The 20554-nt window shown below is 71.2% G+C and carries 6 protein-coding genes and 1 pseudogene; all 7 read right to left on the bottom strand.

Annotation, left to right across the window (positions count from 1 at the left end; translation table 11 throughout):
- Nucleotides 1-297: 297 nt before the first annotated feature.
- Complete coding sequence (locus DY240_RS14175; protein WP_119660512.1) at nucleotides 298-2430, bottom strand: PQQ-dependent sugar dehydrogenase; 2133 nt, start codon at nucleotides 2428-2430, stop codon at nucleotides 298-300.
- Nucleotides 2431-2623: 193 nt separating this feature from the next.
- Entirely contained in the window at nucleotides 2624-5956 is a 3333-nt protein-coding gene (locus tag DY240_RS14170) for a PQQ-dependent sugar dehydrogenase (protein WP_119660511.1), read from the bottom strand.
- 27 nt (nucleotides 5957-5983) lie between these two features.
- On the bottom strand, nucleotides 5984-6931 hold the full coding sequence (locus DY240_RS14165; protein WP_119660510.1) for a sugar phosphate isomerase/epimerase family protein: 948 nt from the start codon (nucleotides 6929-6931) through the stop codon (nucleotides 5984-5986).
- Between the two features lie 360 nt (nucleotides 6932-7291).
- Nucleotides 7292-8494 (bottom strand): ROK family transcriptional regulator, encoded by a 1203-nt coding sequence (locus DY240_RS14160; protein WP_119660509.1) that lies wholly within the window; start codon nucleotides 8492-8494, stop codon nucleotides 7292-7294.
- 1171 nt (nucleotides 8495-9665) lie between these two features.
- Nucleotides 9666-9899 (bottom strand): annotated as a pseudogene (locus DY240_RS14150) (hypothetical protein); the annotation flags it as partial.
- 66 nt (nucleotides 9900-9965) lie between these two features.
- Nucleotides 9966-14594 carry a ThuA domain-containing protein gene (locus tag DY240_RS14140; protein WP_199701487.1) on the bottom strand — a complete coding sequence of 1543 codons (4629 nt, stop codon included), beginning with the start codon at nucleotides 14592-14594 and terminating at the stop codon, nucleotides 9966-9968.
- A gap of 181 nt (nucleotides 14595-14775) precedes the next feature.
- The gene (locus DY240_RS14135; RefSeq protein ID WP_158602849.1) at nucleotides 14776-20481 is read right to left on the bottom strand and encodes a ThuA domain-containing protein; all 5706 of its coding nucleotides are present in this window, start codon (nucleotides 20479-20481) and stop codon (nucleotides 14776-14778) included.
- Nucleotides 20482-20554: the final 73 nt, after the last annotated feature.

The raw sequence follows: 20554 nt of genomic DNA, 5'->3' as shown, positions 1-20554 counted from the left end.
CAACACCCCAGCCGACTCCGCAAGCTCCGTCGGCAGCAACCCCCTGCCCACTCACGGCCAGTTTCATATCAGCTGCCCGTTCTGAGCCGCGCACGCGCGGGTCAAGTCCAAGGCCCCCAACCACAGCCAAAGAGCACACAGTCAGAGGCCGCGGACTTGAGGCGCGCGTGCGCGGCCAAGACGATCGGGCAGCAGGGGGACGGGGCCAACGCAGCACACCGGAACGCGACGGACCGGCCGGGTTCCCGCCCCGTGGACGAGAACCCGGCCGGTGTGTGAGTCCGGACGGTCAGGACGTCAGCCCTCCGGAACCAGCATCACCTCCGCACTGGCGGTGAGCGCGGGCACGCCCTCGCCGGGGTCGTCGGTGTAGGTGGCGTTGAAGACGCCGCGCAGGTTGTCGCCCGGGTCGTGGCCGCCCGGCAGGGTCGTCCGGAGCGTGCCGGTGCAGCCGAGCGCCGTCGTCTGCGGGTGGCCGTGGTCGTCGTGACCGAGGATGTAGGTGACCTGGAGGCGGGAGCAGTCCACCGGCTGGTCGTCGGTGACCCGCACCTCGTAGGCCACCTCGTCGCCGAAGGCGAACGTGTCGCCCTCGACCGGCGTCACGAACTCGACGACGGGGGTGAGGTTGCCGACTATGATGTCGACCTCCGCCGACGCCGTCTTGCCGCGGTGCTTGCCGCCGAGGTCGGTGACCTTCAACGTCGCGTGGTAGAGGCCGTTCTCCTCGTAGGTGAACGACGGGTTCCGCAGCCGCGAGTCGACCCGGCCGTCGCCGTCGAAGTCCCATTCGTAGCGCAGCCGGTCGCCGTCCTCGTCGGCCGTGCCGGCGCTGGAGAACTGCACGGTCATCGGCGCGTGCCCCTGGGTGACGTCGGCCGTGACCTGCGGCACCGGTGTGTGGTTGCCGCCGACGCCGATGTAGTCGATGCGCGAGAGCTGCGCGTCGGGGTTCTCGGCGAAGAAGCCGTCGCCGTACTCGAGGACGTAGAGCGCGCCATCGGGGCCGAACTCCATGTCCATCGGGTTGTCGACGACGATCGACGGGACGACGTCCTCGATGGCCGCGACGCCGCCGTTCTCGTCGAGATGGATGCCCTTGATCCAGTCGCGGGTCCACTCGTAGAGCAGCGGGATGCCGTCGTAGTGCTCCGGCCACGCGACGGGCGCGCGGCCGCGGGTGTCGCGCGGGTCGAAGTCGTAGGCCGGCCCGCCCATCGGGCCGATGCCGCCGGTGCCCAGCTCGGGGAACTCCGCCGACTCGCCGTAGGAGTACCAGATATCCGGCTGCGTCACGGGCGGCAGCTCGGTGAGCCCGGTGTTGTGCGGCGACTCGTTGACCGGGGCCGCGCAGTCGAACGGCTCGCCGGACGTGCCGGTGGCGAAGTCGTAGTCGACGTAGGGCAGTTCGGCCGTGGCGCAGTACGGCCAGCCGTAGTTGGCGGGCTCGCGGATGACCGTCCACTTGCCCTGGCCGGCCGGCCCGCGGGCCGGGTCGGCCTCGCTCGCGTCGGGCGAGTAGTCGCCGACGTAGACGTCGCCGGTCTCGGGCTGGACCTCGAGCCGGAACGGGTTGCGCAGGCCCATGGCGTAGATCTCCGGCCGGGTGCCCTCGGTGCCCGGCGGGAACAGGTTGCCCTCGGGGATGGAGTAGCCGCCGTCCTCGCCCACGACGATCCGCAGCACCTTGCCGCGCAGGTCGTTGGTGTTGGCCGAGGTGCGCTGGGCGTCGAACGCCGGGTTGCGGTCCGGCCGCTCGTCGATGGGCGCGTAGCCGTCGGACTCGAAGGGGTTGGTGTCGTCGCCGGTGCCCAGGTACAGGTGGCCGGCATCGTCGAAGGCGATGTCGCCGCCGACGTGGCAGCAGATGCCGCGATCGACGGGGACGTCGAGGATGTGCTGCTCGGTGGACAGGTCGATCTGGTCGCCGACCAGCTCGAACCGCGACAGCGTGATGTGCCCCTCGAACGGTTCCCAGTCGGCGGGCGTGCCGGTGAACGGCGCGTCGCCCTCGTTGACCGTCGGGGTCAGCGGGTCGTCGAGCGGGGTGTCCAGCGGCGGTGAGTAGTAGAGGTAGATCCAGTTGTTGGTCCGGCCGAACCCGGGGTCGATGGCGATGCTCTGCAGTCCCTCCTCGTCGTGCTCGTAGACATCGAGCTCCGCGGCCAGCGTGTTGAGCCGCGTGTCGGGGTCGTGCAGCCACACCTCACCGGCACGGGTGGTGTGCAACACCCGGCCGTCCGGGAGGACCACGAGGTCCATCGGCTCGCCCGGGGTGTCGTTGAGGGTGACCTTCTGGAACGCCGAATCCGGCGGTGCGGCCTCCGGGGCTGCGGCCGGACCGGGTGCCCCGGACGCCGCCAGTCCGGGAGCCGCGACGAGCGTGGACGCGACCAGCGTCCCCGCCGCCATCATGACGGCTTTGCGCATGCTGCCCTCCGATCACGGTTCGGAAGGCCTCAGATAAACGTCATGTTTCCACTATGTCAAGACGTTTGAAACTGTTTCGCCGTCAACCGTGCAATCTCGGGGGCGAAGTGTCGAAAGTCGCGATCCGGGCAGGGCGAAGCGCCGGCGGGCCGGTCTGCGGCCCGGCCCACCGGCGTGCCCGGGTGTCCCGTCGTCAGGCGCTCAGCTGGGCGGTCAGCACCTCCGCGTGATGGGTGAGCACCGTCCTCGCTGCGGCGTCCGTGACGAACGTGGCGCTCCGGGCGGTCGAGGCGAACTGCCCCAGCGAGCGGACGGCGCTGTCGGGACGGCCCGCCTCGGCGTTGCGGACGGCGGTGTCGAGGTGCAGCCGCAGCCGGCTCTCCCCCGCGGCCGTGAGTGCGCCGGCGCCGGCGTAGTGGTCGACGATCGCCGCGAGGTCGGCCAGCGACGTGGTCACCGTGAACGTGGTGGCCGCGGTGCCCTGCCGCCCGGCGTTGTCCGTCGCCGTGGCGCCCAGCGCGTGCTGGCCGACGGTCAGCGTCCACAGCTGCACCGTGGATCCGGACTCCAGCGGGGCGCCGTCCAGCGTCCCCGTCACCGAGGCGATCCCGGAGACCGCGTCGGTGCCGGCGAACGACGGCGTCAGCGTGCCGCTCGCGGCGTAACTGCCGCCGTTCTCGACGCCGCCGATCGACGCGGCCGGCGGCGTCTTGTCGATCTTCACCGTGACGGAGCCGACGGACGACACGTTGCCGCCGTTGTCGGTGGCCCGGTAGTGCACCGTCGTGCTGCCCTCGGCCGTGATCGTCAGCGGGTTGTTGGCGTTGGCCCACGTGACGCCGCCGTCGAGGGAGCGCTGCCGGCTGGCGACGGTGCCGTTGTCGGTGGCGTTGACCGTGAGCGTGACGTCACCGGTGTACCAGCCGTTCTGGCCGGTGGGGGCCGCCGGGTTGAGCGTGTGGCTCACCGTGGGCGGGGTGACGTCGGCGACGCCGTTGCCGACGAAGCGCAGCTCGTCCAGCTCGAACCCGCTGGTCGACGTCAGGTACAGCCGGCCGGAGCCCTGGGGCGCGTTGGTGAGCGCCTGCTCGACCTCGAACCAGCCGGTGCGGTTGCGGAACGAGATGGTCGCGAACGGCGCCGCCTTCGGGTCGTTCCAGCGCAGGTGCAGCGTGCCTCGTCCCCAGGCGCGGGCGACGACGCTGTCGATGTTCACCAGGTTGACCGGGTCGAAGGCGATCCAGTCGCCGGCGTCGAACGACGTCACCTTGCGCAGGCCGCGGGCGTCGGGGTCGTCGGTGACCTGCACGCCGTTGCTCGCGTCGAACCACTCCGCCTGCTGCGTCTTCGGGTTCAGCAGCAACGACGCCTCGCCGCGGGCCGGCGGGACGCCCAGGTGGCCGTTGTCGGTGTAGCCGACCACCAGGCCGCCGTAGATGTTCTCCGTCACGCCGTGCTCGGGCGCGTCGGCCGGCGTCGGGACGCCGAACGTGCAGCCGGTGCCCGACGTCAGCGGGTGCGCGTGCTCGTCGTGCCCGAGCCCGAACGCCCAGCTCACCCGCGAGCAGACCGGTGTGTTGCCGTCCTCGGGGTCGCTGACGGAGACCGACACCGGCACCGCCTGGCCCCAGTCGAAGAACCCGCCGGTCGGGGTGTCGAGCGTGACCGTCGGGGCCACGTTGCCGACGGTGATCTGCGTCGACCGGACCCCGAACTTGCCGGACGGGTCGGTCACCCGCAGCGAGGCGTTGTACTGGCCGAGCTCGGTGTACGTGTGCGTGACGGTGACGCCGCTGGCGTCGAACGTCCCGTTGCCGTCGAAGTCCCACTCGTAGGTCAGCGCGGCGCCCTCGGGGTCGGCCGAGTCGGAGGCGTCGAACGTCACCGTCAACGGCGCGCTGCTGCTGGAGATGGGGTCGGCCGTGAAGCGGGCCTGCGGGGACTTGTTGCCCTCGGCGTAGTCGACCCGGTAGAGGCCGGCGTCGGGGTTCTGCCGGAAGAAGCCGTCACCGTACTCCAGCACGTACAGCGAGCCGTCCGGGCCGAACTCCATGTCCATGACGTTGTCCCAGATGGGCTGGGCGACGTGGTTGAGGTGCGCGTTGGGGAGGAAGTCGATGATGTCGGTGACCGGACCGCTCGTCGCGAGGTCGAGCGTGAACACGGCGACGTAGTCCTGCGAGAACTCGGCGAAGAACGGGTGGCCGTCCCAGAACTCGGGGAACTTCGCCGGCGACGGGTTGTCCGGGTCGTGCCGGTAGACCGGGCCGCCCATGGGGCCCTGGCCGCCGCCGCCGAGGTCGGTCAGTTCCGGCCACGGCTGGTGGCTGGCGTTGTCGCCGTAGTACAGGTGCGGCGCGGTGGCCGGCGGGACGACGTCGAGGCCGGTGTTCCAGCGCGAGTTGTTCTCCGCGCCCGCCTCGCAGTCGAACCACTCGCCGGGCGTCGCCGTCGCGTAGTTCCACTCGTTGTAGTTGGCGTTCGGGCCGTGGCAGTAGGGCCAGCCGCCGTTAATGGGCGTCCGGGTCGTCTGCCACTCGACGTACCCCATGGGGCCGCGGTCGGGGTTCGGCGCACCCGCGTCGGGACCGTAGTCGCCCCAGACCAGCGCGCCGGTCTCGATGTCGTAGTCGATGCGGAACGGGTTGCGCACGCCCATGACGTAGATCTCCGGGCGGGTGCCCGCGGTGCCCGGTGCGAACAGGTTGCCCTCGGGCACCGTGTACGACCCGTCCTCCTGGACTGTGATCCGCAGGATCTTGCCGCGCAGGTCGTTGGTGTTGCCGGGGCCGCGGCGGGCGTCGAAGCCGGGGTTCATGCCCGGCGCGTCGTTGTTGGGCGCCATGCCGTTGGCGCCGGGCGTGCTCGCCGGCGTGTTGTCGCCCGTGGACAGGTAGAGGTTGCCGTCGGCGTCCCAGGCCATGTCACCGGCGACGTGGCAGCACTGGCCGCGCTGCGTCTCGACCTTGATGATCTCCTGCTTGGTCGACAGGTCGAGGGAGTCGGTCTCCTCGTCCCACTTGAACCGGGCCAGGACGTTGTAGCCCTTCCAGCGGTCCCAGTACGACTCGGTCTCACCGGCGGGCAGCGAGTTCGGGGCGCTGCCGGCCGGCGTCGTCTGCGGGTACGGCGCCTCCATGACCCGCGGCGCGTAGTAGAGGTAGACCCACTGGTTGGTCTGGAAGTCCGGGTCGAGCGCGATGGTCTGCAGCCCGTCCTCGGAGTTCTGGTAGACGTCGATGGTGTTGACGACCCGGGTGATGCCGGTGCTCGGGTCGGTCAGCCGGACGTCGCCGTTGCGGGCGGTGTGCAGCACGCGGGAGTCGGGCAGGACGGCGAGGTCGATCGGCTCGCCGGTGTTCTTGCTCAGCAGGATCTTCTCGTAGTTGTCCCAGTTCAGGGCGGGGTCCTCGGCGCCCGGCTCGTGGTTGTCGTGCGCGGTCGCCGGCGCTGTCGCCGTGAGCGCGGCCACGGGGAGCAGGGCGGCGGCCACCAGGGTGGTCAGCGTTCTGCGGATGCGGCGCATCGTTGCGTCCTCTCGTCCGGCGGCGCGTCAGCCGCGCAGCTCGTAGATGGCGTCGTAACTGCGCTCGGCCGCGCCCAGCGCACCACCGGCCTCCGCCGGCGTGTTGGGAGCGTTGTCCTGCTCCCACAGCGAGTAGTGCCGGCCGCGCGAGCCGATGCTGCTGTAGAAGTGCTCGAAGTCGATGTCGCCGGCGCCGAACTCGACGATGTCGTAGCCGTTGGCCGACGTGGACCGGCGGCCGTCCTTGGCGTGGAACAGCGGATAGCGCAGCCGGTTGGCGAGGACGTAGTCGATCGGGTCGAAGCCGGGCGCGATGTGCTGGCCCACGTACGCCCAGTAGATGTCCATCTCGAGGAAGACCAGCTTCGGGTCGGTCTCGGACAGCAGCAGGTCGTAGAGCCGGACGCTGGGGTCGTCGGCGGCGAACCGGAACTCGTTCTGGTGGTTGTGGTGGTACCACCGCAGGCCGCGGGCCTGCGCCGCCGCGCCGAACGCGTTGAACTCGGCGGCGGCGGCCTGGTAGCCCGCGACCGTCCGGTTGGCCGCCGTCACCGGCTCGTTCGCGGTGCCGATGAAGGGCAGGCCGAGGATCTCGGCGCGGTCCAGCTCGAGCTCGATGTTGGCGCGGAAGGCGTTGAGGCTGACGTGGCTGCCGATGCCGGTGAGCCCGTTGTCGTCGAGCAGCTGCCGGATCTGCTGCACCGTGATGCCGGGTTCGGCCGGCGAGGTGTACCCGGCGAACTCGACGTTCTTGTACCCCAGGCGGGCCAGCTCCTCGAAGACGACCCGGAAGCCCAGCGACGAGACCAGGTTGCGGATGGTGAACAGCTGGATGCCGATCTTGCCGGGCGGCACCAGCATGCCCTTGGCGGCATTCGCGACGGACGGAGCGGCCAGCCCGGCCGCGGTCACCGCCATCGTCGTGCCGGCGACGGCGCTGAGGAACTGCCGTCGGTTGATCTCGGGACGTGCCATCTCGTTCTCCTCGTTGAGCCGATCGACCGCTGTGCGGGATCTGTGACGGGATGCGGGCGCGCGCCGAGCGATGCCCCCCTCCTCCCCGACAGGTGCCCGTGCGAACGCGCGGAAGAACCAGCCGAAACCGGCTGTTGATCAGGCAAACTAGACGTCAGGGGAACGCCAGGTCAACAGTTCTCGGCGAACTTTCGCAACTTGACGTGGTAAGTAACGCGGTCCGCCGGGGATAGTGAGCGTTTGCCCAGGTGCACGCCGCCGTGGTCGTGAGTGTCGGTGCCCGCCCGTAGGGTGGGGACCCTCCCTCACGGGCGGGGTCCACCACGAGCACGCCGCCGTCGGGCCGCGCGCTGCCCGGCGTCAGGGGGCGGCGAAGATGGCGTCGCTGATGAGGGCGGCGGCGCCGACCACGCCGGCGTCGTCGCCCATCTCGCTCAGCACGACGGGGAGGTTGCCGGTGGCCAGCGGCAACGAGCGGCGGTACACCACGCCGCGGATCTCGGCCAGCAGCGGGTGCCCGAGCCGGGCGACCCGTCCGCCGATGACGATCAGGCCCGGGTTGAAGAACGAGACCAGGCTGGCCAGCACCCAGCCGACGCGGTGGCCGCCGTCGCGGATCATCTGGACGGTGTAGGGGTCGCCCATCGCGACCGCCGCGGCGACGTCGGCGCCGGTCAGCTCGCCGTTCTCGCCCTTCTCGGCCAGCAGCGACGCCAACGCGGGCGACCGCCCGCCGCGGGCCGCCGCGAGCGCGTCGCGGGCCAGCGCGGCGCCGCCGAAGAACGCCTCGAGGCAGCCGGTGTTGCCGCAGGCGCAGGTCGGGCCGAACTCCTCGACCCGGATGTGCCCGATGTCGCCCGCGCAGCCGTCGACGCCCCGGTACAGCTGCCCGTCGACGACGATGCCGCAGCCGATACCCGTGCCGATCTTCACGAACAGGAAGTCGCGAGCGGCCTTGGCGACGCCGGAGTGCTGCTCGCCCAGCGCCATGACGTTGACGTCGTTGTCGAGCAGCACCGGGCAGCCGAGCTCGCGCGCGAGCGCGTCGCGCACCGGGTAGCCGTCCCAGCCGGGCATGATCGGCGGCGAGACCGGCATGCCGCCGTGGAAGTCGACCGGGCCCGGCACCCCCACCCCGACCCCGGCCGGGCGGGTGACACCGTGCTCGGCCAGCACCTTGTGGGTCAGTTCGAGGGCGCGGGCCAGCACCGGCTCCGGGCCCAGGCGCACGTCCATGTCGACCGAGCGCTGCCCGAGCACCGTCAGCCGCCCGTCGGTGAGCGCCACGGACACCGTCGTCGCCCCGATGGCCACCCCGACGAACCGCACGTCCGACGACAGGTCCACCAGCGTCGACCGCCGCCCGCCCCGCGACGCGGCGGGGCCGGCACCCTCGGCCAGGCCCAGCTCCGTCAACCGGCTGACCTCGCTGGCCATGGTGGTCCGCGAGACACCGAGCCGGTCGGCGAGCTCCACCCTCGAGAGCGGCCCCTCGTCGCGCAGCAGCTTCAGGACTTTCGCCTGGGTGACCGTCTCAGGCCGGCCGGCGAGCGTGTGCGCCATGAGGCAATCGTGCCACACTTTCGCCACGTCGCCGCGAAAGTGTCTCCCATGTCGAGCGGGGGTGTCTCAGCTTTCAGTCGCCGACGGTGTCGTTGGTCGGCTTGCCGGGGCTCCCCGCCCCCTGCTGCCCATTCTCGTGCCGCGAACGGGCAGCTATCAGGGGGACGGGGAGGATGTGGGCACGCCTCGCCGTTTGTCGTGCCCGTTTCGCGCCGTTTGCCGGACTGCGGACGGCGATGATCATCCACGATCGCCTACATCACGAGGATTCCGTGAGCATCACCATGACTGCAGGGGTGTTGACGCTTGGGTAATCCTCGTGATGGCCCCCGGATCACGGTGAAATCTCACCATGTGGACGCTCTACGACACCAAACTCACACAGAAACGGACGGAACGCGCCCAGGCAGGCGTCGCCACACTCCCCCGTCCCCCTGATAGCTGCCCGTTCTTTGCCGCGGGCGCGCGGGTCAAGCGGACATCGCCGGCGCGAAGCGCCCAACAGGTCCGCTTGAGGCGCGCGCCCGCGGCCAAGACAATCGGGCAGCAGGGGGACGGGCCCAACGCAGCCAACCTCAGTCCGTATGACCCTCGTGCCCCTCCTCCTCGGACGGCTCGAAGCCGACCCCGCCGTGCGGATCGACCTCCTCGCCAGGCCGGGAGGGCAGGGTGATGTGCACGTGGCCGTTGCCGGCGTCGATGTTGAGGACGTCGAGCTGGGTGGCGGCCACCGACCACGCGGCCACCGCCTGGTCGCGCAGGTCGGACGCCAGCCCCAGCAGCGCTTCCTGCTGCGCCCCCGCCGGCGCCGCCTCGGCCGACTGGTAGGCCGTCACGGACGATCCCAGCAGGTCGACGGCGAGCAGGAGGCCGTTGCGGGTGGTGTTGAACTCCGTCGAGCCCGACGGCGGTTCGCCGAAGGCGGCCCGGGCGGAGTCGACGGCGGCGTGCCAGGCGGCGTGGTCGGCGCCGGGCGACACGGCAGCCGTCCCTTCGGCCGGAACCACGCTGTGCAGCCCCTCGATGACGGTGAGCAGCGTGCCGTGCGCGGTGGTGGTCTGCTCGGTCAGCTGGCCGACGAGCTCGACCTGGCGTTCGGCCTCCTGGGCCTCCAGCTCGGCGACGCGCTCGGCCACCGGGTCGTCGCCGTCGTCGCCGCCGGTGATCACCNCACCGGGTCGTCGCCGTCGTCGCCGCCGGTGATCACCAGCGTGGCCAGCACGATGTTGACGGCGGCGAGCACCGCCGCGACGGCGATCCAGAAGCCCCGGCGCCGGGGCGGGGTCTGCTGCCCCGGCGCCGGGGACGGGGACCGGCCGGCACCGGTCCCCCGTCCGCCGCGCGCACTCGGTCTCCGTGATCCGTCGCGTCGGGCCGCTACGTTCGCAGGACGTTGAGCTTGCACGGTGACGTCTCCTCTCTCGGGCGGCGGCCGGGCCGGCGGGGAGGCCGGCCCGGTCGCCGCTGGTGGTTACAAGCGGGCCCGGAGGGCGTCGCTCATGCGCAGCAGCTCGGCGCGCACCGCCTCGTCCTGGACCTGCGACGCTACCGCGTCGTAGCGGTCCAGCGACCGTTCGGCCTGTGCGGCCTGGCCGTCGCCGGCCAGCCGCGAGGCCATCGACAGATGCTGCAGCAGCAGCCGTTCCTGCTGCCGGTTGATCGAGTCGCGGTCGTAGAGATCGGAGACCAGCCGCGTCGCCGACTCGAACGTGAACTCCTGGATGCGGACGTTCCGGAAGAACACGTCGTCGCCGTTCCCGTGGTTCTGGAGGCCGACGAAGCTGGGCTGGTTCATCCGGTTCGGGTCGGTGTCGGTGTAGTCGTTGATGAGGACACCGTTGAGGTACACCCTGATCCGGTCGCCCTGCACCACGATCTCGTAGGAGTTCCACTCCCCCGGCGGGTTCAGCGCGGCGTCACGGGCAGCAAGATCGGCGGACTGGAACGCGTAGATCGCACCCGTGGTGCGGTCCGGCGCGTCCGTGGCGTCGATCTGGATCTCGTGACCCTGGTTCACCGCCGACCACGGGTCGGTGCCGGGGTCGGGGAACCCGACGAAGACGCCGGAGTTGTCGTCGCCCGGCATCATCCAGTCCAGCTTCAGACTGTAATCGGTGTAGTCGTCCGCCTCGTACCAGTAGAGGCCCAGCCCGCCGTACGAGACCAGCTCGCAGCCGGCGTGCAGGAACCCGCCCGGACCGGCCATGCGCCACCCCGCCAGGCTGTCCGCCGTCCCGTCGAACAGGCTCTGGTAGCCCGCGCCCGGGTCGGCCGGGTCGCACTGGACGGCCGGATCGTCGCCGAAGGTGAAGCGCTCGAACGTCGCCGGCTGGCCGTTGCCGTTGTACGCGGCCAGGCCGATGCGCGGCGACGGCAGCCCCGACGCCGGACGCGGCCGGCCGAACCGGGTCCACTCCTCGCCGTCGGCGGACCAGTACGCGGTGAGCGTCGCGCCGTTGCTGACGATCTTCACGTGCGCGTTCTGGTTGATGCCCTCCGGCAGCGGCCCGGAGCGGTCCAGCGCGGCGTCGAACACCGCCTGCCCGCCCTCGTTGAGCCCGAACTCGAACCGCCAGCCCTCACCGGGGATGTTGATGAGGACCGCCTTGGCGAAGTTCTGGTCGCTGGAGTGGACGATCAGCCCGGCCTGCTCGTAGTCGCCGCCCGCCGGCAGGGCCAGCTGGGTGGTCGCCTCGAAGCCGGCCGCGGGGTCGACGATCGGCTGCAGGACGACGTTCGCCGCGTTGGTGGCCCCGCCGAACATGTCGCCCTCGATCGCGTCGATGCGCAGCTTGCCGTCGGCGACGCCCATCTCGGCCGGGTTCGGCCGCAGGATCGTCGTCCACCGGCAGCGGTCCAGCGCGGTGCCGTCGAACTCGTCGTTCGGGTCGACCTCCGCGCCCGGGTCCGCGCAGGCGGCCGGGTCGTTGCTGAACGTGAACGCGTCGATGTCCATCAGGCCGCCACCGCTGCCCTGGAACACCAGGTACAGCGGGCCGGTGCCCGTGCCGGTGTCGGTCAGCGGGACGGGGTCGAGGTCGACGTAGTTGTCGGGACTTCCGGTGTGCGGGACGGAGACGGTGGCCGCCAGCGGGCCGTCGGGGGCGCCGGTGCGCACCTCGACGGTGCCGCCGGGTCCGCCGGCCGACACCCTCATCTGCACTGACTTCGCGCCGGCGAGGTTGTACGGCTCGAACGCGATCCAGTCGCCGGGCTCGATGTAGCCGACCCGGGCGCCGCCCTCGGCTCCGCCGTGGTTGACGACCTGGATGCCGCTCTGCGCGGAGAAGTGCTCGGCCTGCCGGTGCCGCGGCTGCAGCACGAGCTCGGCGGTGCCGGTGACGGGGACGGTGTCGGGCGACGGCGGCGTGTCGGTGTACTCGGCCAGCAGCAGCCCGAAGATGTTGTCGTCGGTGCCGTGCGAGCCGTCGGTGCCGGTCGAGATGGTGCCGGAGCACCCGGTCACGCTCTCGCCGCCGTGGGTGTGCTGGTCGTGGCCGAGCGCGAACGTCACCTCGACGTCGGCGCAGTCGACCGGCTGCCCGTCGGGGTCGGTGACGCTGACCTCGAACGCGACGTCCTGCCCGAAGGTGAACAGGCCGCCGTTGGGCGGCGACCGGAACTCGATGACCGGCGCGGTGTTGCCGACCACGATGTGCGCCGTGGCCACGCCCTCCTTGCCCGAGGAGTCGGTGACGGTCAGCGTCGCCGTGTACTCGCCGTTGGTGGTGTAGGTGAACGACGCGTCCGGCTCGGTGGAGTCGACGGTCCCGTCGCTCTGGAAGTCCCACGCGTAGGTGAGGACGTCACCGGGGTCGGGGTCGTCGGAGCCCGCCGAGGAGAACTGGACGGTCAGCGGCGCCGGCCCGGACGTCGGCGTCGCGGTGGCGACGGCGGACGGCGAGCGGGTGCCGGCGACGTAGTCGATGCGGTAGAGCGCGGAGTTCTCGTCGCCGTTGAAGAACCCGGTGCCGTAGTCGAGGACGTACAGCGAGCCCTCCGGCCCGAACTCCAGGTCCATCAGCTGGGTGTTCTCCATGAAGCTCGAGAACGAGCCGATGTGCAGCGGCGTGCCGTCGTCGGCGACGCTCATGTTCTTGATCCACTGCCGGCCGAACTCGTAGGCGAAGAACTGCCCGTCGTAGTACTCGGGGAACTTGGTGTCGGACTCCAGCTCCGGGTCGTACCGGTACACCGGACCGGCCATGGGCGACTCGCTGCCGCTGCCCAGCTCCGGCACCGAGCCGCCGTCATACGGCAGCCAGGCCGGCTGTGCCGGCGGCACCGTCGGCAACCCGGTGTTCAGCGCGGAGTCGTTCGCCGGGCCGCCGGCGCAGTCGAACTTCTCGCCGACGGGGTCCTGCGTGCCGTCGTTCGGGTCCGGCTGACCGGTGTTGGGGTCGATGCCGTAGTACGAGGTGAACTCGCGCTCGGCGTACGTCTCGGCCGGCGTGTTGTAGCCGGTGCAGTACGGCCAGCCGAAGTTGCCCGGCTCGGTGATCCGGTTGAACTCGACCTGGCCGCCCGGGCCGTACTGGTTCGGGCCGCCGGAGTCGGGGCCGTAGTCGCCCACCCACACGTCGCCGGTCTCCTGGTCGACGCTGATGCGGAACGGGTTGCGGAAGCCCATCGCGTAGATCTCCGGCCGGGTGAGCTCGGTGCCCGGCTCGAACAGGTTCCCGTCCGGGATCGTGTACGACCCGTCCTCCTCGACCTTGATGCGCAGGATCTTGCCGCGCAGGTCGTTGGTGTTGCCGGAGGTGCGGCGGGCGTCGAACTGCGGCGCCCGGGTCGGCCGGTCGTCGATCGGGGCGTATCCGTTCGACTCGAACGGGTCGGTGTCGTCACCGGTGGAGAGGTAGAGGTTGCCGTCGGCGTCGAAGTCGATCTCGCCGCCGTGGTGGCAGCAGTTGCCGCGGTCCTGCGGGACCTGCAGGATCACCTGCTCCGACGCCAGGTCCAGCACGCCGTCGGCGAACTTGAACCGGGACAGGTTGTTGTGGCCCTCGTAGGCCTCCCAGACCGACGGGTCCAGGCTGGAGTGGGCGACCTCGCCGGGCGGGGTGTTCAGCGGCGGCGAGTAGTAGAGGTACACCCAGCCGTTGGTCGCGAAGTCCGGGTCGACGGCGATGCCCTGCATGCCGTCCTCGCGGAAGTCGTACACCGGCACGTCCGCGGCGAGCGTGGTCTGGCCGGCGGCGGCGGTGTAGAAGACCCGGCCGTCCCGCGAGGTGTGCAGCGCGCTGCCGTCGGGCAGCACGGCGACGCCCATCGGCTCGCCCATCTCCTCCGGCCCGCGGGCCAGGGTGATCTGGTCGAAGTTCTCCGTGACCGTCGCGCCGCAGTCGGCGTCGGCCGCACCGGCCGCGGTCTCGATGCCGCCGGCCAGGTGCTCGCGGAACGCGGCGTCGGCGTAGGACTCCTGGGTGTGCCCGCCGCCGGTGTACCAGGACCGGCCGCCCTCGTAGTCGTGGCACCAGGCGATCGGGTGGTCCGCGCCCATGACGTCGCCGGAGTAGCTGTCCGCGTCCAGCGAGGCCAGCACGTGCACGTCGCCGCGCGGGTTGGTGCGGTAGTCGTACCACTCGTCGGTGCGCTCCCACCGGTCCGGCAGGTGCTGCGTGGAGGGGTGCACGCGGTCCTCGACGACGACGGTGGCCGGCTGGATCTGCGGGTGCGACTGGAAGTACGCCCCGACCAGCCCGCCGTACCAGCCCCAGTCGTACTCGGTGTCGGCGGCCGCGTGGACGCCGGCGTACCCGCCGCCGCCGGCGATGTAGCCCTCGAACGCGGCCTGCTGCTCGTCGTTCAGGACGTCACCGGTGGTGGACAGCCAGACGACGACGTCGTACTGCGCGAGGTTCTCGGGCGTGAAGGCCGTCGCGTCCTCCGTCGCGGACACCTCCCAGCCGCGCTCGGCGCCGAGCTCCTGGATGGTGGCGATGCCGGTCGGGATGGAGTCGTGCCGGAACCCGGCGGTCTTGCTGAAGACGAGGACGTGGACGCCCTCGTGCATGGGTTCGATGACGGGTTCGGCCGCGGCTGTCGTGGCGGTGACGCCGAGCGGCAGCAGCAGGGCTCCCGCCGCGGCGGTGGCCACGGACCTGAACAGTGGCCGTCGTGATCTCGAATGGTGTGGCACCAGTGCCTCCTGCTCGAACATGACGTGCGCCCTTGAAGCCCCCGTCCACCCTCTCGGCCCGAGTGGTGGTGGTGTGGTGCGGGTGCCGGGCGGCGGTGACGATGACCACCGCCGCCCGGCACGTCTCAGTGAGGTACCGCTACAGCTGAGCCCGCAGCGCGTCGGCGTACGCCAGCAGCCAGCCGCGCGCGGTCTCGTCCGTCACCCCCTCCGCGATCGCGGCGAACCGGTCCAGCGACTCGGCGGCGCCGGCCGTCACGCCCTGCCCGGCCAGCCGCTCGGCGTTGGCCAGGTGGGTCGACAGCTGGACGCCCTGGTTCCGGTTGACCGTCCGGTCGTCCCGGTACTGCTGCACCAGCGCCTTCGCGCCGTCGTAGGTGGCGACGACCTCGAAGGCGACGGTCGTCTCCGCGGCGTTGCCCGCCTCGTCGACGGCCGTGGCGACCAGCGTGTGCGCGCCCACCGCCGGCGTGACGGCCGACGGGTTCTCGACCGCCTCGCCGTCCAGCGTCAGCGCGACCGCCACCTCGCCGGACACGTCGTCCGTCGCCGTGGCGCTCAGCTCCAGCGCGGTGGCCAGGTCGTAGCTGCCGCCGTCGGCGACGCCCTCGACCGTGATCACCGGCGGCGTGGTGTCCGGCTGCTCCGTCGTGACACGGAACCAGTCGAACGCCACCGTGACCGGCTGGGTCTGCTGCGGGCCGATCGCCATGAGGCCGAACGAGGTGAGCTCGGCGTCGTTGGTGACCGGCTCGCCCAGCGGGGTCCAGGTGACGCCGCCGTCGCTGATCTCCGCGGAGTAGGTGTCGCCGCTCTTCGTCATCCGGAGGTAGAACCAGCCGCTCTCGCTGGTCTCCGGGATGTCGATGTTGCGGTTGCCGCCGTTGCCGAACTGGCCGCCCTTCTCCGAGACGAGCTCGGCGTGCAGGTCCTTCGCCGCGCCCGGAGCGTTCTGCGCGACGACGTCGAACTTCACGTAGTTGTCGTCGTCGCCGTACGCCAGGAGGCCGGCCAGCTGCCACTGGTGCAGCATCGACGGCGTCAGCCGCGTCTCGATGGTCCAGTCGCCCTCCGGGACGTCCTGGAGGATGAAGTTGCGCGGACCCTCGTTGGCGGCGCCGTTGATGTCGCCCGGCTGCGTCTGGATGTTCAGCCGGCCGTCGGCCACCGTGACCTTCGACGAGTCGTAGCGCACCACCGCGTTCCAGCGGCAGCCGTCGATCGCGCTGCCGTCGAACTCGTCGGAGGGCTCCCGCTCGCCGTCATCCTCGACGTCCGGTGTGATGGTGAAGTGGTCGAACACCGCGTTCACCGAGTGCGCGGCGGTGTCGCCGGCCGCCACCAGGCCGATCGTCGAGCCCTCGATGACCTGCGCCGCGCCGGCCAGGGCCGTCCACGTTTGCCCGTCGGCCGAGTACGCCGCCGTCACCTGCGTCCCGTCGCTGACCAGCCGCAGGTGCGCCGTCGCCGGGAAGTCCGCCGGCAGCGTGACGTTGGCGTGCCAGGTCCGGGTGCCGCCGGCCTCGGTCTGGAACTCGAGGATCCGGCTGCCGGAGTTGGTGCGGGTGAAGGCGAGCTTGACGTAGTCGTCGTCGCTGCCGTGCATCAGCAGGCCGGCGTGCTGCCACTCGCGGGTGTGGTTCACCGAGACCTCGGTCTCGACGGTCCACGCCCCGTCGCGGGTGGGCTGTCCGACGTAGCTGATCGGGCCGGTGGCCGCCTCGTTGATGTCGCCGTTGGTGACCGGCAGCACCAAGCCGCCGTCGGCGAGGCTGACGGGGAGGCCGTCGGCGCTGCGCACCGTCGTCCACCGGTTCGCGTCCAGCTCCGACCCGTCGAACTGGTCGGTCCCGGTGACGAGGCAGACCGGCGGCTGCTCCGGCTCGGGGTCGGGGCCGGGCAGCCCGTCGACCAGCGTGAAGTCGGTGAACACCGCCGTGCTGCGGGCGGTGCCGCTGTGCGCGGTGACGGCCAGGCCGATGTCCTGGACGTCGCTCGCGCCCGGCAGCGTGACGGGGTCGCCCACCTGGGTGAACGTCTCGCCGTCCCGGCTCCAGTACGAGGTGTACTGGTCGCCGTCGCGGACGATCCGGACCCACGCGGGGTAGCCGTGCTGGCCGGCGCTCGTGCTGGCGTCGAGCTGGCCGTTGCCGTCGCTGTCGCGCAGCCACTCGAAGCTGTTGCCCGCCCGCATCGTCATCGCCGCGTAGCCCGGCGAGACGCCCGGCTGCGTGACGTCGTTGCGGACGATCAGCCCCGCCTTGGCGGAGTTGTTCGAGTTGGTCTGGCTGACCACCTGGGCCGTCGCCGTCCACTGGTCGCCGGTGGCCCCGGCCGCACCCGGCAGGTACACGGCGCTGTACTCGTCGACGCCCTGCCACATGTTGCCGCCGCCGGACTCGATCACCCAGGTGTCGGTGTCCGGACGGTCGAAGGTGCCGCCCGCGTTGGCGTGCGAGAACGTCAGCCAGTCGCCGAACAGGTCGCCGACCTCCACCTGGACGATCCGCGACGTCGTGCTGACGCCGAGGTCGTTGGTGGCGACGGCGGTCAGCTGGTAGCGCTGCTCCTCCGTCACCGTCCAGGTGGCCTCGTACGGGGCCTCGGTGTCGACGCCGATGGACTCGTCGCCGGCGAAGAACTCGACCTGGGTGATCGTGTTCTCCGCGTCGGTGGCGTCGGCCGTCACCTGGATCTCGCCCGGCTCCAGCTCGTCGGCCGGCGTCGGAGCGGTGATGGCGACCTTCGGCTTCGTCGTGGTCGCCGCGCCCTTGCCGTCGGCCTCGACGAAGTTCAGCCGCCGCTCGCCGGCGCCCGGGAACACCGCGTAGAGCGTGAAGCTCTCGCCCGGGTCGTCGACGTCGACGCTGACGTCGGCGTACGCGGAGGACCCCGTCGCCGGCACCTGGCCGGTGCCGAGCAGCGGGCCGTCGGGTGCGTCGCGGCGCAGCTCGATGGGGCCGCCGGTCACCGAGGACGCCCGCAGTACGAGCGCGTCGACGTTGAGCAGGTTGACCGGGTCGAACGACACCCACGCGCCGTTCTGGCCGGCGACCGCGCTGCCGTGCCCTTCGACGTCGCGCGACGGGCCGGTGGTGATGCCCTCGGAGGCGTCGTGGAACTCGGCCTCGCGCTGCCGCGGGAACAGCAGCGACGTGTCCTCGCCGGCCAGCGCCGGGATGCCGCCGGCTCCGCCGCTGTCGGTGTAGCGGGCGTTGAGGATGTAGAAGACGTTCATGTCCTCGCTGTGGCCGCCGCCGAGCGCCGTCTGCACCGAGCCGGTCCGGCCGCTGAGCGGGTCGGCCGGGTGCGGGTGGTCGTCGTGGCCCAGTGCCGGCTGGATGACGATGTCCTCGTCGGCGATCTCGGTGTCCTCGACGTCGGTGACCTCGACGTTCCACTCGACGGTGTCGCCGAAGTCGAAGAACGCGCCGTCCGGCGGCAGGTCGAACTCCACCTCCGGGCGGGTGTTGCCGACGGTGATCGGCACGGTGGTGGTGCCGGTCTTGCCGTGCGGGTCGGTCACCGTGAGGCGCGCGTTGTAGACGCCGTTCGCGGTGTAGGTGAACGACGCCTGCGCGTCGGTGGAGTCGACGGTGCCGTCGTCGGTGAAGTCCCACGCGTAGGTGAGCGCCTCGTTCTCCGGGTCGGTGCTGCCCGAGCCGTCCAGCTGGACGGTCAGCGGCGCGTGGCCGGAGTCGGGCGTCGCCGTCGCGTGTGCCACCGGCGAGCGCGAGCCGGACACGTAGTCGACGCGGTACAGACCCGAGTTCGGGTTGTCGCGGCCGAAGCCGCCGCCCCAGTCGAGCACGTACATCGACCCCTCGGGGCCGAACTTCGAGTCGATCGGCGCCATCCACTGCTCACCGGGCAGGAACGGGTTGATCTTCTCCAGCGCACCCGACTCCTCGTTGAGGTCGATCGAGTACATCTTGTTCTTGGCCCACTCGTAGAAGAACGGCTTGCCGTCGTAGTACTCCGGGAACTTGGTGTCGGACTCCAGCTCCGGGTCGAAGTCGTAGAACGGGCCGCCCATCGGCGCCAACCCCCCGCCGGCCGGGATGACCGCCGGGACCGACGAGGTCTGGTAGCCGTACCACATCGCCGGCTCCTGCGCCGGGGGCAGCTCGGTCAGGCCGGTGTTGCGGACGGAGTCGTTGACCGGGTTGTCGCAGTCGAAGTAGTCGCCGACCGTGACCGGGTTGGTCGTGTAGTCGACGTCGCGGTACGGCTCGTTGGGGCCGATGCACAGCGGCCAGCCGTAGAAGCCGGGCTCCTTGATGAGGTTCCACTCGACCATGCCGGCCGGGCCGCGGTTGGCGTTGGGCTGGCTGTTGTCCGGGCCGTAGTCGGCGACGCCCAGCGCGCCGGTCTCGGGGTCGATGGAGAACCGGAACGGGTTGCGGAAGCCCATCGCGTAGATCTCCGGGCGGGTCTTCTCCGTTCCCGGCGGGAACAGGTTGCCCTCGGGGATCGTGTAGCTGCCGTCCGGCTGCGGGGTGATGCGCAGCACCTTGCCGCGCAGGTCGTTGGTGTTCGCCGACGTCGCACGGGCGTCGTGGAAGGTGCCCTCGCGCTCGGACAGCGGGGCGTAGCCGCCCGACGGCTCGGAGTGCGGGTTCACGTCGTCGCCGACACCGAGGTACAGGTTGCCCTGGGCGTCGAACTCCAGGCCGCCGCCGGTGTGGCCGGGCTCGTCCGGGAGCCGGCGGGCCGGCACCTCGAGGACGACGACCTCCGACGCGGGGTCGATCTGCGAGTTCGGTCCGACGGTGAACCGCGACAGCGTGCTGATGAAGTTCGCCGGGTCGGAGTCGTTCGCGCTGGCCTTGGAGTGGTAGACGAACAGGTGGCCGTTGGTCTCGAAGTCCGGGTGCAGGGCGATGCCCAGCAGGCCGTCCTCACCGCCGGAGTACACCGGGATCGTGAGGGCCGTGGACGTCGTCTGGGTGGCCGGGTCGTAGACGCGGATCTGCCCGCGGACCAGCTCGGTGAAGAAGACGCGGCCGTCGGGTGCGACGTCCATCGCGTACGGCGCGCTGGTGTTCTGGTCCAGCGGCACGCGCTCGAACTGGTCCCACACGGTGCCGCCGCAGTCGCCCTCGGCCACGCCCGCGGCCCACTGCACGCCGCCGACGATGTGCTGGACGAAGTCCGCCTCCTGCGTGTAGTGCGCGCCGAAGTGGCCCATCGCCGTCACCCAGGCGCGGCCTCCGTCGTACGGCTTGCACCACGAGATCGGGTGGTCGTAGCCCATCGCGTTGCTACCGGGGGCGTACGTGGTCTCGTCCATCGTCGCCAGCACGTGCGCCGTGCCGCGGACGTTGGTCGAGAAGTTGTACCACTCGTCGGCGCGCTCCCAGCGCTGCGGCAGATGCGTCGTCGACGGGTGGGTGCCGTCCTCGATGCGGACGGTGCCGGGCAGGCCCGGGCTGGTGCCGGTGGCCGCGTGGCCCGGCATCAGCGAGCCGATGAGGGTGTCCCACCAGGCGTAGTTGCCGCGCATGTCGGCGGCGTTGTGGATGGCGACGATGCCGCCGCCGGCCTGCTGGTAACGCTCCATGGCGGCCTTCTCCTCGGCCGTCCACGGGTCGCCGGAGGCCTGGAACATGACCAGAGCGTCGAAGTGGGACAGGTCCTCGTCGTTGAAGATCGAGGAGTCCTCGGTGTGCTCGGACGTGATGCCGGCGGCCTCGAACGCCGCCTGCAGCACCGGCACGCCCTGCGTGATGGCCTCGGTGTGCCGGAACTGGGTGGTCTTGGTGAAGATCAGGACGTGTGCCTCGCCGTGCTCGCCTTCGTGGGCCGTCGACGGCAGTGCGGTCAGGAGTGGTATCGCTAACACTGCGGCGAGGGCCACGGCGAGGAGCCGGGCCCATCGCTGGCGTAGAGCCACGATCATCAGGGGTTCCTCCAGG

This window comes from Jiangella rhizosphaerae (assembly GCF_003579925.1).
In the GTDB taxonomy this organism is placed as follows: Bacteria; Actinomycetota; Actinomycetes; order Jiangellales; family Jiangellaceae; genus Jiangella; species Jiangella rhizosphaerae.
The sequence above is the reverse complement of the archived record's forward strand: the minus strand, read 5'-3'. Positions and strand labels throughout refer to the sequence as shown.

Bases quoted from the DNA above. Each gene is read 5' to 3' on its own strand.
- DY240_RS14170 (WP_119660511.1), bottom strand. From the start codon at position 5,956: ATGCGCCGCATCCGCAGAACGCTGACCACCCTGGTGGCCGCCGCCCTG.
- DY240_RS14175 (WP_119660512.1), bottom strand. From the start codon at position 2,430: ATGCGCAAAGCCGTCATGATGGCGGCGGGGACGCTGGTCGCGTCCACG.
- DY240_RS14165 (WP_119660510.1), bottom strand. From the start codon at position 6,931: ATGGCACGTCCCGAGATCAACCGACGGCAGTTCCTCAGCGCCGTCGCC.
- DY240_RS14160 (WP_119660509.1), bottom strand. From the start codon at position 8,494: ATGGCGCACACGCTCGCCGGCCGGCCTGAGACGGTCACCCAGGCGAAA.